General features: G+C 68.1%; 16 protein-coding genes. 2 read left to right on the plus strand and 14 right to left on the minus strand.

What is annotated here, in order from left to right; genetic code table 11:
- Positions 1 to 41: 41 nt before the first annotated feature.
- The 8 genes from BLT78_RS11850 to hisN form a co-directional block, all read right to left on the minus strand.
- Complete coding sequence (locus BLT78_RS11850) at positions 42 to 923, minus strand: cation transporter (protein ID WP_090349171.1); 882 nt, start codon at positions 921 to 923, stop codon at positions 42 to 44.
- 115 nt (positions 924 to 1,038) lie between these two features.
- Positions 1,039 to 1,383, minus strand: coding sequence for a DMT family transporter (locus tag BLT78_RS11855; RefSeq protein ID WP_090349172.1), 345 nt, complete (start codon positions 1,381 to 1,383; stop codon positions 1,039 to 1,041).
- 180 nt (positions 1,384 to 1,563) lie between these two features.
- On the minus strand, positions 1,564 to 2,697 hold the full coding sequence (locus tag BLT78_RS11860) for an aminomethyltransferase family protein (RefSeq protein WP_090349173.1): 1,134 nt from the start codon (positions 2,695 to 2,697) through the stop codon (positions 1,564 to 1,566).
- A gap of 158 nt (positions 2,698 to 2,855) precedes the next feature.
- Positions 2,856 to 3,884: a heme-dependent oxidative N-demethylase family protein gene (locus BLT78_RS11865; RefSeq protein WP_090349174.1), complete on the minus strand. Its 1,029-nt coding sequence runs from the start codon at positions 3,882 to 3,884 to the stop codon at positions 2,856 to 2,858.
- 44 nt (positions 3,885 to 3,928) lie between these two features.
- On the minus strand, positions 3,929 to 4,888 hold the full coding sequence (locus BLT78_RS11870; RefSeq protein ID WP_090349175.1) for a PDR/VanB family oxidoreductase: 960 nt from the start codon (positions 4,886 to 4,888) through the stop codon (positions 3,929 to 3,931).
- Complete coding sequence (locus tag BLT78_RS11875; RefSeq protein WP_090349176.1) at positions 4,885 to 5,445, minus strand: dimethylamine monooxygenase subunit DmmA family protein; 561 nt, start codon at positions 5,443 to 5,445, stop codon at positions 4,885 to 4,887. The genes BLT78_RS11870 and BLT78_RS11875 overlap by 4 nt, the downstream gene beginning before the upstream one ends.
- A gap of 464 nt (positions 5,446 to 5,909) precedes the next feature.
- Entirely contained in the window at positions 5,910 to 6,455 is a 546-nt protein-coding gene (locus tag BLT78_RS11880) for a hypothetical protein (protein ID WP_090349177.1), read from the minus strand.
- Between the two features lie 222 nt (positions 6,456 to 6,677).
- The gene (gene hisN / locus BLT78_RS11885) at positions 6,678 to 7,469 is read right to left on the minus strand and encodes a histidinol-phosphatase (protein WP_090349178.1); all 792 of its coding nucleotides are present in this window, start codon (positions 7,467 to 7,469) and stop codon (positions 6,678 to 6,680) included.
- 198 nt (positions 7,470 to 7,667) lie between these two features.
- Between hisN and BLT78_RS11890 the strand changes: the two genes are divergently transcribed.
- Positions 7,668 to 8,330, plus strand: coding sequence for a PIN domain-containing protein (locus tag BLT78_RS11890; protein ID WP_090349179.1), 663 nt, complete (start codon positions 7,668 to 7,670; stop codon positions 8,328 to 8,330).
- A gap of 82 nt (positions 8,331 to 8,412) precedes the next feature.
- The gene (locus BLT78_RS11895) at positions 8,413 to 8,919 is read left to right on the plus strand and encodes a metal-dependent hydrolase (RefSeq protein ID WP_090349180.1); all 507 of its coding nucleotides are present in this window, start codon (positions 8,413 to 8,415) and stop codon (positions 8,917 to 8,919) included.
- Between the two features lie 37 nt (positions 8,920 to 8,956).
- On the opposite strand, the gene BLT78_RS11900 is transcribed toward BLT78_RS11895, so the two are convergent.
- The 6 genes from BLT78_RS11900 to nifD all read right to left on the minus strand — a co-directional run bounded on the left by BLT78_RS11900 (position 8,957) and on the right by nifD (position 14,243).
- Entirely contained in the window at positions 8,957 to 9,688 is a 732-nt protein-coding gene (locus tag BLT78_RS11900; protein ID WP_090349181.1) for a 4Fe4S-binding leucine-rich repeat protein, read from the minus strand.
- A 7-nt stretch (positions 9,689 to 9,695) separates the two neighbouring features.
- Positions 9,696 to 9,965: a DUF6129 family protein gene (locus BLT78_RS11905; protein ID WP_090349182.1), complete on the minus strand. Its 270-nt coding sequence runs from the start codon at positions 9,963 to 9,965 to the stop codon at positions 9,696 to 9,698.
- A gap of 23 nt (positions 9,966 to 9,988) precedes the next feature.
- Positions 9,989 to 10,732, minus strand: coding sequence for a dinitrogenase iron-molybdenum cofactor biosynthesis protein (locus tag BLT78_RS11910; protein ID WP_231975621.1), 744 nt, complete (start codon positions 10,730 to 10,732; stop codon positions 9,989 to 9,991).
- Positions 10,733 to 10,736: 4 nt separating this feature from the next.
- Entirely contained in the window at positions 10,737 to 10,955 is a 219-nt protein-coding gene (nifT, locus tag BLT78_RS11915; protein WP_090349183.1) for a putative nitrogen fixation protein NifT, read from the minus strand.
- Between the two features lie 133 nt (positions 10,956 to 11,088).
- Positions 11,089 to 12,660, minus strand: coding sequence for a nitrogenase molybdenum-iron protein subunit beta (gene nifK, locus BLT78_RS11920; protein WP_090349184.1), 1,572 nt, complete (start codon positions 12,658 to 12,660; stop codon positions 11,089 to 11,091).
- Positions 12,661 to 12,761: 101 nt separating this feature from the next.
- Positions 12,762 to 14,243 carry a nitrogenase molybdenum-iron protein alpha chain gene (gene nifD, locus BLT78_RS11925; RefSeq protein ID WP_090349185.1) on the minus strand — a complete coding sequence of 494 codons (1,482 nt, stop codon included), beginning with the start codon at positions 14,241 to 14,243 and terminating at the stop codon, positions 12,762 to 12,764.
- Between the last annotated feature and the right edge of the window lie 70 nt (positions 14,244 to 14,313).

Consider the following 14,313-nt stretch of genomic DNA (forward strand, 5'->3'; position numbering starts at 1 on the left):
CAACGGTGATTTTCTGCGACGCAGGTCGCAAAAATCACCTGTCACTTCAGCGCCAGGATGCGCCGCGCACCATTCAGCACCAGCAGGCCGACCGCGCTGCCGATCAGCAGATCCGGCCAGGGCGAGCCGCTCCAGGCCACCAGCGCGCCGGCCACGATCACCCCCAGGTTGGCGAGCACGTCGTTGGCCGAGAAGATCCAGCTGGCGCGCATGTGCGCGCCGCCGTCGCGATGCGCGGAGAGCAGGTACAGGCAGGTCACGTTGGCCGCCAGCGCCAGCAGGCCGATGCCCATCATCGACAGCGACTGCGGCTCGCTGCCGAACCAGAAGCGCCGGCCGACCTCGGCCAGCGCCGACAGGGCGAGAAGCAGCTGCAGCACGCCGGCGAAGCGCGCCGAACGCAGCTGCGCCTGCGCCGTGCGGCCGACGGTGAACAGCGCCACGCCGTACACCGCCGCGTCGGCGAACATGTCCAGCGAATCGGCGATCAGCCCGGTAGACTGCGCCAGCAGGCCGCCGACCAGTTCGACGCCGAACATCAGCGCATTGATCGCCAGCAGCACCCGCAACACGCCGGCCTGCTGCCCGGCCTGCGCTGCCGCCGCGCGCCGCTGTGCCGCCACCGCCTCGCCGGCCAGCGCCTCGGTGGCGGTGAGCCGGGCACCGAGGCCGAGGGACGCCAGCTTGCTGGCCACCGCCTCGATCTCGCCGGCATGGAACACCTGCAGGCGGCGCTGCGGCAGGTCGAAGGCCAGCGCCGCCACGCCGGGCATCCGCTCGATGGCCAGGCGGATCATCCGCTCCTCGGCCGCGCAGTCCATCTTCGGCACCAGGAAATGGCTGACCCACGCCGCGTCGGCGGGCACCGCCGTCGGCTCACCCGCCGACGCGGAACATCCGCAGCCCTGTTCGCACCCGCTCATCGTCCTCGCCTCCGTCCATCCGCTGTCGCTCAGCTGACCGAAGGTTGCCATGCGCGGCAGGGTGCTGCCCAGCGCCACCCGCCGCGGTGCATGGGCGCAGCGGCTGACGCGCGGCTCAGGCCATGGCCGGCGAGAACAGCTTGAGGCCGGCCACCCCGGCGACGATCAGCAGCAGGCAGGCGATGCGTGCGGCGCTGGCCGCCTCGCCGAGGAAGAGGATGCCGTAGACCGCCGTGCCCACCGCGCCGATGCCGACCCACACGGCGTAGGCGGTGCCCACCGGCAGGGTGCGCACCGCCATGGCCAGCAGGTACAGGCTGAGGGCGATGAATACCACGCAGTACAGCGTCGGCCACGGGCGGGTGAAACCTTCGGTGCGCGGGATGGCGGCGGCGTAGCAGATCTCGGCGATGCCGGCGCTGATCAGGAACCACCAGCCGGCGTTGGCACCTGTGAACATGTCGTGCTCCCCGTAAAAGTGATGACGGGCGGCCACATCCTGTCTGCCGCCCGGTTCCCTGCCCCAGGAACGCGTTGACGGACACTGCCCATCGTGCGGGCAGCTCCGGTATCTATTCGTAGGGTGCGCCATGCGCACCGTTCACCACAGCGAGGCGGTGCGCACGGCGTCCCCTACCGATCAGCCCTTGGCCGTGCGCTTGAGCTTCTGCGGATCGTCGAACGGCAGCGTGTGGGCGATGGCGGCGACCGCGAGGCTGCCGCGCACCTCCAGCGGACAGCCCTGTTCGGCGTAGGGCACCTCCATCCGCGCGATGGCCATCGACTTGCCGGTCAGCCGCGAGTACATGCCGCAGGTGATCACCCCGACCTGCTTGCCGTCGGCCCACAGGGTGTCGCCACCCGTCGCCGCCTGCTCGCCGTCGAGCAGCACGCCGAAGATCTTGAAGCGCTCCTTGCCCTTGAGCCGCGCGTGCTCCAGGCCGCCGCGGAACTCGCCCTTGGTCGGCGACACGGTGAAGTCCAGGCCCAGCTCCCACAGGGTGTCGCCGGCGCCCTGGTCGGCGAAGGGGTACATCTCCGAGTTGTCGTAGGGGAAGAACAGCAGGTAGCTCTCCACCCGCAACCAGTCCAGCGCGGTGAAGGCGCAGGGGATGATGCCCATGGGCTTGCCCAGCTCGAGGATGGTGTCCCAGATCAGCGGCGCGTCGGCGGCCTTGCAGAAGATCTCGTAGCCGCGCTCGCCGGTGTAGCCGGTGCGCGAGATCATCACCGGGCAGCCGAACAGCTTGGTCTGCAGATGGTGGAAGTACGCCAGCTCGCGGATGCCGGGCACGTGCTCGGCGAGGAAGTCCACCGCCAGCGGGCCCTGCAGCGACAGGTCGTGCATGTCGTCGTCGAACAGCACGGCGACCTGACGGCCCTGCGCCGAGCGGAGCAGCATCTCGTAGCCGCCGCCGGCACCGTGCACCACCATGAAGGCGTTGGGCCCGGTGCGGTAGATCACGCAGTCGTCGACGAACTTGCCCGCCTCGTTGAGCATGGTCGCGTACACCGACTTGCCGGGATACAGCTTAGAGATGTCGCGGCTGGTGGCGTATTCGAGCAGCGACTCGGCGTGCGGGCCGACGTAATGCACCTTCTTCAGGCCGGACACGTCCATCAGGCCGGCGCGGGTGCGGATCGCCTCGTGGGCGTCGGCCAGGCTGGTGGCCTCGTAGGTCCAGGCGGTGCCCATGCCGTTCCAGTCTTCCAGCTTGGAGCCCAGGGCACGATGACGTTCGGCCAGGACGGAAATGCGCCAGGAATTGGCCATGTCGTTCTCCTTGAGTTTTTTCGGGCGCGCGCCGGCCCATCCGGTGCACGCAAGGCATTCGGTTGTTTTTTGGAGTCGCGGGGGATGAGGCCGGCTGCGGCCTATCCGGCAAGCGGTCGAGGGCTGGGCAACACGGCACGGTCACCCACCCTGCGCGGCTACGCGGCGGCCTCGGCTTCGGGGTCGAAGCGGCTCAGCCAGTCGACCACCGTCTGCCGGTAGCGGGTCAGCCCCTTGTAGTCGGCGATGGCATCGGGCAGACCGCGCAGCACGCGGTGCAGGCGGCAGGCCCAGGCCGGGTTGGTCGCCAGCTCGTCGAGGCTGATCAGGTAGGTGCGGATGCTGAACAGCAGCGCATTGCTGCGCGGCAGGCGCGCCATGTGCTGCAGCTCGACGCGCAGGTGCACCAGCTGGCCGACGTTGTCCGCCGTCACCAGGCCGCGCTCGTGGCCCCACTCGTGGAAGGTCTCCGAGGAGGTATCCAGGCGCGGGTTGATGGTCATGGTCCAGTTCAGCCGGCGCACCGGGCGATCGACCTGGATGTTCAGCAGGTACTTCAGCGCGCGGTCGAACACGCCCAGCTGGTGGGCCATCGGCACCGGCGCGTGCCACTGCTTGAAGCTCATGCCGGCGTCGAAGGCCAGCGACCAGTCGGCCGGGCCGGTGACGATGCCGGCGTCCATGTACAGGTCGCCGTCGCGCTGGTCGAGCAGGGCGAAATCGCCCTGCACCTGGCGGCCGATGTACTCCAGCGGCTCGTAGGGCAGGCTGTCGGCGTCGCCGAAGGTGAAACGCTGGCAGATGTCGAGGGCGAAGTTCTCCCAGGTCCACTGGTTGCCCTTGCGGGTCAGGCGGAAGTGCTCGGGATAGTCGGCGGCCAGGTGGGTCATCAGCATTTCCAGCGCGTCCCAGCAGGCGTCGTGCATGTGCGGCATGACCACGAAACGCTGCGGGTCGCGGGCCAGCACGCGGGCACGCTCGGCGGTCTCCGAGCGGTAGTGCTCGTCGATGTCGAAGCAGTGCTCGAACACCGAGCCCGGCGCACCGGCGGTGGCCGGCTCGATGTTCACCGAGTACAGGTAATGGTCGTCGGGGAACGGGAAAGGGAAGCGGGCGATCGCCGCCGGGCTGTTGGCGAAGCTGAAATCGTCCCGGTAGCTTTCCAGCGGTTTGAGAGTGACGGGCATGACGGACTCCACGGATTCGGTTCGGGCCACAGGGCCGACGGGAACTAGAGGTCGAGGACCAGGGTGCTGCCGGCGCAGCCGCGCGACACGCAGGGCATCAGCTGGTCGGCGCGTTCGGCCTCGGCAAGGAAGCTGTCGCGGTGCTCCACCGCGCCGCGCAGGTAGCGCGTCGCGCACTGGCCGCAGACGCCACCGCGGCACAGGCTGGGCACCGCCACGCCGGCCTGCTCGAGCGCCTCGAGCAGACTGAGGTCGGCCGCCACCTCGAGGCGCCGGCCGCTGCCGGCCAGGTCGGCGACGAAGGGCTCGGCCGGCGCACCGGCGCCCGGCGCCGCGCCAGCGAAGGCCTCCCAGTGCACCCGGCCCTGCGGCCAGCGCAGGCCCTGCGCCGCCTCACGCACGCCGTCGATCAGCCGCTGCGGGCCGCACACGTAGGCGTGGGTCGCCAGCGGCTGGTGGCGCAGCAGCGCGGTGAGCTCGAGGCGCTCGCCGGCACTGGCGTCGTAGGCGTGGAAGCGCGCGCCGAGGCGGGTGGCCAGCTCGTCGCGGTAGGCGTCGGTGAGACCGCCGCGACAGGCGTAGTGCAGCTCGAAGCTGGCGCCGCGGCGCTCCAGCTCGGCGATCTGGGCCAGGAACGGGGTGATGCCGATACCGCCGGCGATCAGCAGGTGATGGTGCGCCTGGGAGTTCAGGCCGAACAGGTTGGCCGGCGGCGACAGCTGCAGGCGGTCGCCCGCGGCGACCTGCTCGTGCATGAAGCGCGAGCCGCCGCGCGAGTCTTCCTGCAGGCGCACGGCGATGCGGTAGCGCTGCGCGTCGGCCGGATCGCCGAGCAGCGAATAGGCGTTGCGCAGGGTGCGCCCCGCCGCCGGCATGTGCACCACCACATGGCTGCCGGCGGAGAAGCCGGGCAGCGCGCCGCCCTCGGCCTCGAAGGTGAATTCGCGCACCAGTGGGGTCAGCTGGCGCACCGCCGCCACCCGCACGTCGAGCAGTCCGTTCATGCCTTGTCCTCCGCGTAAGGCTGGTCCGGGTTCAGGCAGACGCCCATGTAGGCGCCCAGGCGACGCGAGAAGTGCTCGCGTACCAGGAGCTGCACGCCACAGTGGCGGCAGGCGACTTCCTGCTCGCTGCCGATGGTCTGCAGGGTGGCGCAGTGCACGCAGTACAGTTCGCGCCGGCTGCCGGTCTTGATCAGCTCGATCTCCTCGGCGAGCAGGCCGCTGTTGCGCGCCAGCCGATAGATGCGCCAGGCGAAGGCCTCGTCGCCGCACACGTACACCCGGCTGCCCACCGGCGCGGTGGACAGCAGGGTGAGCACACGCACCTCGAGCAGATCGGTACTGCCGCAGCCGCGCTGGCCGTCGGCCCAGGGCGCCTCGCCGCGCAGGGCGACCAGCTCCACCGGCTGGCCATCGGCGCCCAGCTGCCCGTACAGCTGGGCAGCCTCCGCCAGTCCGGCATCCTGGAGCACCAGCAGGCGTCGCCCGCTGGCCAGGATGGAAATCTCCGGTGCATACACCGGCGTACTGGGCATCGCGCCCGTCACTTCGCCACTCATCCGCAACCCCTCCCCTGCCCCGCCGCAGTCGCGGGCCGGAGCTCGGCGCGCAGCGGTTAAGATTACTCAAAAGAACATTTTGTTCCTTATGGGAAAGCATGTTGCGTGCCAGAAAATTTCAACCTGTTGATTTACAAGGATTTGTTTTATTGCTGCGCAGGGGCATGGCCCACACGCTGGCCATCCGCCAGCCAGCGCCTGCACAACCGCGGGGCAGGCCGGCCTGTTTCGGGGCAACGCACGGCGGCGCGGGATATGGACCGGGCAGCGGCAGGAGTACGGGAGACAGGCAGATGGCAGCATCGAGCATGCCGTGAGTGGCCGCACGCGGAGTGCGTCTGGACGACGCGAAAGTGCCCCGCCGCGACGCGGCAAAGCAGGAGAGAGGGAGGAAAAGCGGAGGGCTGCCGGGCAACCCGGCGGGAAGCCGCCGCGCCAGCGGGGCGCGGCGACGGGAGCGATGCTTACTGCGCCTCGCCCTCGGCCTGCGACTCGGCCAGCAGGGTCTCGTAGGCCGGTGCGGCGTAGATGCCGACTGCCACGGCCAGCTCCAGCACGCGCGCCAGGTCGGCGCTGTAGACCAGCACCACCTGCAGTTCGTCGTCGAGCGGCTCGCTGAAATCGACCAGCACGTAGCCGCCCTTCTCCGGGTACAGCGCGCTCATCTGCACCTGGATGCGGCGCAGCTGGGAGAGCAGGTCGGACTTGGCCAACTGCTTGGCGGTCAGCACGAAGGGCACGTCCGGGCCGAACGAGGAGCGGATCTGCTCGAACAGCTGCTCGCCGTCGTCGGCCTGGAACAGCACGGTGTCCGGCAGGCTGCCGACCACCACCCACTCGCCGAGCGGGATGGGGAAATCGTCGTCGTAGTTGACGTCCGGATTGGCGGCGAGGAACGCCTGCGGATCGGCGTAGGCCTGGGCGGCCTCGTCGGCGATGCGCGCGATGTCCTCGTCGCGCATGCAGCCGGAACTGATCAGGGTGATCAGCTCGACGAGCTGGTCTTTCATGGGGAGATCCTGTGAGACGGGAAGTGTCGCGGCATTGTCGCCGATGCGGCTGCGCATGGCTAACGCCGCCGGTTGCGCGTAGCGCTCCAGCGCCGGGCGGCTGGCATGGGGCGCGCCCATGATCGCGTCCTGCTCGGAGCGGCCGGCGGCCATGCCGAGCGCGGGGCGGATGCGACGAGGCCGCCCGCGGGCGGCCTCGTGGGGCGGCGGCAGACGCGCGCCTCAGGCGGCGTGGCGCAGCAGCTCGATCAGTTGGGCGTGCAGTTGCGGGTCGCCGCAGGCGATCACCGCACCGCCGTTCTGCGCCGAGCCGCCGTCCCACGCGGTCACCACGCCGCCGGCGCCCTCGACGATGGGCATCAGCGCCTGGATGTCGTAGGGCTGCAGGCTGGCCTCGACGATGGCGTCGACGAAGCCCGAGGCGAGCATGCAGTAGGCGTAGCAGTCGCCGCCGAAGCGCAGCAGCTGGGCCTGGGCGGCCACCGCGTCGAAGGCCTGGCGCCGCGCCGGGGTGTCGAACATGTCCGGGGTGGTGCACATCAGCCGGGCGCTGGCGAGGCTGGCGCAGGCGCGGGTCTGCAGCGCGTCGCCGTTGCGCCAGGCGCCGGCCGGGGTGCCGACGTAGCGCTCGCCGGTGAACGGCTGGTTCATCACCCCGAGCAGCGGCCGCTGGCCGTCGTTGAGGGCGATCAGCGTGCCCCACAGCGGCAGGCCGGTGATGAAGGCGCGGGTGCCGTCGATGGGGTCGAGCACCCAGGTCAGCGCGCTGCTGCCGGCGGTGGCTTCCTCCTCCTCGCCGAGGATGCCGTGCTCGGGGTAGCGCGCGCGGATCAGCTCGCGCATGGCCCGCTCGGCGGCCTTGTCGGCCGCGGTGACCGGATCGTAAAGCCGGCCGCCCTTGTCCTCCACCGCCAGCGGGGCGCGGAAGTAGGGCTGGATGGCGGCGGCCGCGGCGTCGGCCAGTTGCTCGGCGAAGGCCTGGTACTCGGCGAGTTGCTCTGCGCTCAGGGACATCGGATATCACCTAGGTTGGGCGTGAAGGTGGCGATCATAGCCACAAGCGCGCTGGCTGTGGCAGGGCGATCTTCGTTATCCCAGGAGGGTTGCACTGCCTGGGCCGGCCGCTTACCGTCAGGCGCCAAGGGGTCCGTTGCCCGGATCGCGCACAGGAAGACAGGCTCTGCGACGGAGCGCCGAGAACAAGGACAGAAATTGAAGACGAACTACGTGCTGGTCGACTACGAGAATGTGCAGGTCAAGTCGCTCGACCTGCTGCGCGAGGAACACTTCCGCGTGACGGTGTTTCTGGGGCCGAAGAACACCCGCCTGCCGGTCGAGCTGGTGCTGGCCATGCAGCAACTGGGCGACCGCGCCGAATATGTCCAGCTGGAGACGCCGGGCAGCAACGCGCTCGATTTCCACATCGCCTATTACCTGGGAGCACTGGCCAAGGAAGATCCCGCCGGTTTCTTCCACATCATTTCCAAGGACACGGGGTTCGACCCGCTGATCAAGCACCTCAAGGCCAAGAAGATATTTTCCTCCCGTTCCGAGTCGATCGAGGAAATGCCCTGCTTCGCCCAGCTGGAAAGCAAACCGACACCGCCCACCGAGGCGCAAGCAACGGCGACAAAGGCCCCGCTGCAACAGGCCAGCGGCAGCGTGGACGAGTTGATCCGGGTGGCGGTCGACGACCTCATCCGGCGCAAGGCCTCCAAGCCGCGAACCGCCAAGACCCTGCTAAACACCATCCATGCCAAGTGCGGCAAGCAGCGCCCCCTCACCGAGATCGAGGCGGTCTACCAGGGGCTGCTGAAGCGCGGCTACGTGCGGGTGGAGGGCGCCAAGGTTACCTATGCGCTGCCCGGCGCATAGGAATCCCTGACGGACTGCCGCCTTCCCGGGACGTGCAGTCCTGCGTGTCTGCAGCCCGGATCGACTCCCCAGGAGCCACCCCATGTTCATCGCCCACCTGCCGTCCGGCTACATCCTGGCCTCGCTGCTGCTGAAGCGCGCCGGGCGGCATTCCGTACTGCCCCGCACGCTCATGCTGGCCGGCATCCTCGGTGCCGTGGCGCCCGACTTCGACATGCTCTACTTCTATCTGGTCGACAATCGGCAGACCCACCACCACCGCTATTTCGTGCACTGGCCCATTCTCTGGTTCGGCCTGGCGCTGGCCTGCCTGCTCTGGCGGCGAATAGCCGCGAGATCCGGGTGGCCCATCGTCGCCCTGGTTTTCAGCCTGGGCGGCATCCTCCATCTGCTGCTGGACAGTTTCGTCGGCGATATCTGGTGGCTGGCGCCCTTCGTCGACCAGCCTTTCGCCCTGTTCAGCGTCCCGGCCCTGTTCAAGCCCTGGTGGCTGAACTTCATCCTGCACTGGTCCTTCGCGGTCGAACTGGCTGTCTGGCTGTGGGCGTTGCTCATCCATCGCCGGCGTGCCAGCCGGGAACCTTTATGAGCAGCCCAAGTGGCGGACAGGCGAAAGTGCCTGCCCCCTACCCCAACCGCTCCCCGATCGCCGCCCGCACCTCCGGGTCCTGCTCGTCCAGCGTGCGCAGCGCCTCCAGCGGCGCGTTCTCCACCGCCGCCAGGCGTACCGTCCAGTCGGGGTCGTGGAGCATTTGCACCACATCCTCGCCGTGCAGGCGCGAGGCGACGATGCGGCGGATTTCCGGTTCGGGGTCGTCGATCATCAACCCCAGGCTGATCTCCGGCAGGCGCCGGGCGACCAGCTTGCGCACCTGGCGGTCGTCGTCGCGGATGAAGCGGAACAGCCGGCCCGGGGCGATGCGCTGGACCACGTAGGCGCGCACCAGGTAGTCGCGGTCGGCGGCCATCTGCTCGAGCAGCTCGACCGGCAGGCGGTCGGCCACGGTGATGCGCACCTCGCGGTCCTCGTCCTGCATCAGCAGGTACAACTGCTCGCGCGGCAGGCGATAGGCCACCGCGCGGCGCACCGCTTCGTCGCTGTCGCGCACCAGGGAGGGCAACGCCTCCAGCGGCGCGTAGCGCACGGCGATGGCGCGCCGCTCCCAGAACGGGTCGGCCAGGTACTGCACGGCGAGCTGCGGGTTGTTGCGGAAGAAGCGGTCGATCTGCCGGCCGCTCTCCACCGCCACGCAGGCATCGCCCGGCGTGCAGCGCCCGGTCAGCAGCAGGTTGCGGCGGAAGCTGCATTGCAGGCAGTCGCCGAGCGGGGTGTGGTCCTGGCCCTGGTCGTCGAACATGCGCACCTCAATCGGCAATGACTTCGGCCAGCACCACGCCGGAGGCCGCTGCGCAGTCGTTGGTGAGCACCGAGCAGTGGGCGCTGGAGTTGACCAGGTAGAGGTTGAAACGCGGTCGCTCGACCAGCGGCCGGGCGTTGACCACGATGTCGTCGTCCATGCACCAAGTGAAGTGCACGCCGGGGTGGGCGCTGCGCAGGCTGGCGATCAGGGCGTCGTCGAGCACGCCCTCCTCGGCCCGACGGATGACGTCGTCGAGTAGTTTCTGGCTGATCATGGCTGGGTCCTCGTCGGTAACTGTCAAAGCCCGCTATCGGGGGTGAAGCGCACGCGCCGCACCGGCTCGGCGCCCATGACCTTGGCCAGCCAGGGCGGCGGCAGGGTCGCCAGCACCCGCTGCAGCTCCTCGACGAGCTCGCGCGCCGGCAGCGCGCGGGGCTGCTTGATCGGGTGCACGCCGGCGCGGATCACCTTGGCCGCGGCCGGGCCGCCGATGCTGAGGGTGTAGAGCAGCTGGCAATCGTGAATGAGTTCGGCGCGCAGGGCATAACGGTCGTCGTCCTCGGTCGCCGGGGCGGGTTCGCGGATGGCGATCAGCCGGCTGGCGTGCGGGGAGATCTGGTAGATGAGGAAGCGCGCACAGCCGCCGAATCTGCCGTCCATGCGCTCGCCGCCATCGGAGGCGCAGGCGATGCGCACCGAGTCCTCGAACTCGCCGTCGCGGTAGCCCTGCGGCACCGGCAGCGGATCCTCCGGCATGCTCACCCCGCGGCCCTTGAGCAGGCCGAGGGCGCTGTGCAGCTGGCGCTCGCCGATCAGCGGCAGCTCGCCGCCGGGCGGCACGCTTTCCTGCAGGCGCGCGTACAGCCGCGAGGCGCGCAGCTTGCGCAGGCGGGCCTCGGTGATGGGTTCGCCGACCGCGGCGATCACCGCGCGCAGCAGGTGTGCGGTGTCGACGCCCTTGAGCGTGCGCGCCGCCAGGGCGATCCGCAGGGCCAGGTGGCCCGGCAGCTGCGCATGCCTGGAAACGGGAGGCGCGCTCACGATCTCAGGCCTCGCCGGCTCGCCTGGCGCGCACGGTGATCGGCAGCTTGGGCTGGGGGATCGGCTCGATGTAGTAGCTGGAGCCGTCGCCGAGGGTGACCTCGCCGCCCCACAGTTCGGCGCTGTCGTGCTCGAGGGCGACGACGATCTCCTCCTGGTCCTTCTTGGCGATGTAGAAGGCCAGCTGGCCTTCGGCGTTGCGGCGGATCATGACGCTGGGCATGGCGGTTCTCCGGATCGGGATGGGCACCGCCGCCGGCGTCCGGGGGCTCTGGACCCGGACGCCGGCGGACAGTGGGGTGAAGCGGGCCGGAGCGGCGCATGCCGCCCCGGCCGGTACCGCTACCGACTGCGCTTCAGCGCACCAGGTCGTAGTTGTAGTCGGTGGTCTGCATGCCGCGGGTTTCCTCGTCCAGGCGCTCCAGGATGGAGTTGACGATGGTGGTCAGCATCTGCATGGCGCCCTCGTAGCCCATGGTGGTGGAGCGGTGCAGGTGGTGACGGTCGAAGATCGGGAAGCCGATGCGGATCAGCGGCACCTCGAACTCCTTGCCCTTGTGCAGGGTGTCGCGCTGGATGAACTTGCCGTAGCTGTTGCCGATCATGAAGTCCGGCTTGTCGGTGAACACCAGCGAGCGCAGGTGCCAGAGGTCCTTGCCGATGTACACGGTGCAGTTCTTGCCGTACGGCGAAGCCTCGAGGATGGCCTCGACGGCCTTCTTCCAGCGCTTGTTGCCGTTGTGGCAGAGGATGTGTACCGGCTCGCAACCCAGCTCCAGCAGGAACTTGACCATGCCCATGACGAAGTCCGGGTCACCCCACAGGGCGAAGCGCTTGCCGTGCAGCCAGGTGTGCGAGTCGGTGATCATGTCGACCAGGCGACCGCGCTCCTTGGCCAGGCTTTCCGGGATCGGCTGGCCGGTGACTTCGCTGATCTTCATCAGGAATTCGTCGGTCCAGTCCAGGCCCATCGGGATGTTCAGCTTGGGTACGTCGTGCTTCCAGGTGTTCTCGACGAACTTCTTGGTCTTTTCCAGGTGCCACGGCTGCAGCAGCAGGGTGGTGAGGGCGTTCGGCGCGTCCTTGATCTCGGCCTGGGTGGTGCCGCCGGCGTACATGCGGAACTGACCGTCGGCCGGGGTATCCAGCACTTCCTCCGGATCGGAGAGGAAGCTGTAGCCGACGTCCATTTCCTTGAGCATGCGCTTGATCACGCGGAAGTTGCCCAGGTAGGTCTCGAAGCCCGGCACCACGTTGACCTTGTGGTTGCTGCCGACCACCTTGTCTTCCATGTGGTTCAGGGTGAAGTAGCGGGCGATGCCCTCGAACATGTTGTCCCAGCCGGTGACGTGGCTGCCGACGAAGCTCGGGGTATGCGCGAAGGGCACCGGATACTCCTCCGGGATGAACCCTTCCTTCTTCGAGTTGTTGATGAAGGCGTTGAGGTCGTCGCCGATGACCTCGGCCATGCAGGTGGTGGACACGGCGATCATGTCCGGCTTGTAGGTGGCCATGCAGTTCTGCAGGCCGTCCTTCATGTTCTGCTGACCGCCGAACACCGCGGCGTCTTCGGTCATCGAGTCGGACACGCAGGACACCGGCTCGCGGAAGTGGCGGTTGAAGTAGGTGCGGAAATAGGCCACGCAGCCCTGCGAGCCGTGCACGTAGGGCATGGTCTTCTCGAAGCCCAGGGCGCACAGCACCGAGCCGAGCGGCTGACAGGCCTTGGCCGGGTTGACGGTCAGGGCTTCGCGGGCGAAGTTCAGCTCCTGGTATTCCTGGGTGGTGGTCCACTGGAAGACTTCGTCGATCTTGTCCTGCGGATGCTTCTCTTCGAAGGCATCGCGCTTCCTGGCAAGCATCGAGGTGTACTCTTCCTCGCGGAACAGCGGATAGCTGGGTTTGATGTTGTCGACTTGCTGGCTCATGACTCTTCTCCTGCGCCGCACTCATCTGTGCTCGGCGCTTGCGGATGTCGGCTGCGGGCGACGCACCGCCCGCAGCGGACGGTTCATACGGCGGCGGACTATCAGGCGCTGGCGGCGACTTTCTCGGCGGTTGCTTCCGCCTTCTGCCAGGGGGCCTGCAGCTTGTTCCAGCACGGGTTGTTGAGGGTCATGTCCATGTCACGGGCGAAGATGGCGAAGCCGTCGAAGCCGTGGTACGGGCCGGAGTAGTCCCAGGAGTGCATCTGGCGGAACGGGATGCCCATCTTCTGGAAGATGAACTTCTCCTTGATGCCGGAGCCGATCAGGTCGGGCTTGACCTTCTTGACGAACTCCTCGAACTCGTAGCCGGTGACATCGTCGTAGAGCAGGGTCGCGTTGCCCATTTCCTTGATGGTGCGGTCGTAATCGTCGTTGTGAGCGAACTCGTAGCCGGTGCCGACCACTTCCATGCCCAGATCCTCGTAGGCGCCGATCACGTGGCGCGGACGCAGACCGCCGATGTAGAGCATGACGCGCTTGCCTTCCAGACGCGGACGGTACTTGGCGACCACGGCTTCCCACTCGACCTGGTACTTGGCGATCACTTCCTCGCACTTGGCCTGGATCGACTCGTCGAACTTGGCGGCGATGGCGCGCAGCGATTCGATGGTCTTGGTCGGGCCGAAGAAGTTGTACTCCATCCATGGGATGCCGTACTTCTCTTCCATGTGCCGGGAGATGTAGTTCATCGAGCGGTAGCAGTGCACCAGGTTCAGCTTGACCTTGGGGGTCAGCTCGATCTCGGCGATGGAGCCGTCGCCGGACCACTGGGCGACCACGCGCAGGCCCATTTCCTCGAGGAGGATGCGCGAGGACCAGGCGTCACCACCGATGTTGTAGTCGCCGATGATGGCCACGTCGTAGGGGGTGGTCTGGAAGGAGTTGTCGTTGTCGCGCTTGTCCAGCACCCAGTCGCGCACCGCGTCGTTGGCGATGTGGTGGCCGAGGGACTGCGACACGCCGCGGAAGCCTTCGCAACGCACCGGGACCACGGTGGTCTCGTGCTCGGCGGCCTTGCGCTTGGCCACCGCCTCGATGTCGTCGCCGATCAGGCCGATCGGGCACTCGGACTGGATGGAGATGCCCTTGTTCAGCGGGAACAGGGTCTCGATCTCGTCGATCAGCTTGGACAGCTTCTTGTCGCCGCCGAAGACGATGTCCTTCTCCTGGAAGTCCGAGGTGAAGTTCATGGTCACGAAGGCGTTCACGCCGGTGGTGCCGATGTAGTAGTTGCGGCGGCCGGCACGCGAATACTGGCCGCAGCCCACCGGGCCGTGGGAGATGTGGATCATGTCCTTGATCGGGCCCCAGACCACGCCCTTGGAACCGGCGTAGGCGCAGCCGCGGATGGTCATCAGACCGGGCAGCGACTTCTTGTTCGAGGTGATGCACTTCTTCGACTGGGTCAGCGACTGGTCGTTGACGGCCAGGTGCTTGGCGCGGTCCTTGCGGGCCTTCTCGGGATAAACTTCCAGGACTTCCTGGATGAGGCTCTCGACCTCTTCGCGCGTCATACCGGACATGGGTATGTTCCTCTTGCCTTGCGTTCATGTGCGGGTAACGGATGGGCCGCACTGCGCCCGGCGCAGTGCG

The sequence above is a fragment of the Pseudomonas oryzae genome, from assembly GCF_900104805.1.
GTDB lineage: Bacteria > Pseudomonadota > Gammaproteobacteria > Pseudomonadales > Pseudomonadaceae > Geopseudomonas > Geopseudomonas oryzae.

Bases quoted from the DNA above. Each gene is read 5' to 3' on its own strand.
- BLT78_RS11870 (WP_090349175.1), bottom strand. From the start codon at position 4,888: ATGAACGGACTGCTCGACGTGCGGGTGGCGGCGGTGCGCCAGCTGACC.
- BLT78_RS11880 (WP_090349177.1), bottom strand. From the start codon at position 6,455: ATGAAAGACCAGCTCGTCGAGCTGATCACCCTGATCAGTTCCGGCTGC.
- hisN (WP_090349178.1), bottom strand. From the start codon at position 7,469: ATGTCCCTGAGCGCAGAGCAACTCGCCGAGTACCAGGCCTTCGCCGAG.
- BLT78_RS11895 (WP_090349180.1), top strand. From the start codon at position 8,413: ATGTTCATCGCCCACCTGCCGTCCGGCTACATCCTGGCCTCGCTGCTG.
- BLT78_RS11905 (WP_090349182.1), bottom strand. From the start codon at position 9,965: ATGATCAGCCAGAAACTACTCGACGACGTCATCCGTCGGGCCGAGGAG.
- BLT78_RS11865 (WP_090349174.1), bottom strand. From the start codon at position 3,884: ATGCCCGTCACTCTCAAACCGCTGGAAAGCTACCGGGACGATTTCAGC.
- BLT78_RS11875 (WP_090349176.1), bottom strand. From the start codon at position 5,445: ATGAGTGGCGAAGTGACGGGCGCGATGCCCAGTACGCCGGTGTATGCA.
- BLT78_RS11860 (WP_090349173.1), bottom strand. From the start codon at position 2,697: ATGGCCAATTCCTGGCGCATTTCCGTCCTGGCCGAACGTCATCGTGCC.
- nifK (WP_090349184.1), bottom strand. From the start codon at position 12,660: ATGAGCCAGCAAGTCGACAACATCAAACCCAGCTATCCGCTGTTCCGC.
- BLT78_RS11850 (WP_090349171.1), bottom strand. From the start codon at position 923: ATGAGCGGGTGCGAACAGGGCTGCGGATGTTCCGCGTCGGCGGGTGAG.
- BLT78_RS11900 (WP_090349181.1), bottom strand. From the start codon at position 9,688: ATGTTCGACGACCAGGGCCAGGACCACACCCCGCTCGGCGACTGCCTG.
- nifD (WP_090349185.1), bottom strand. From the start codon at position 14,243: ATGTCCGGTATGACGCGCGAAGAGGTCGAGAGCCTCATCCAGGAAGTC.
- BLT78_RS11855 (WP_090349172.1), bottom strand. From the start codon at position 1,383: ATGTTCACAGGTGCCAACGCCGGCTGGTGGTTCCTGATCAGCGCCGGC.
- nifT (WP_090349183.1), bottom strand. From the start codon at position 10,955: ATGCCCAGCGTCATGATCCGCCGCAACGCCGAAGGCCAGCTGGCCTTC.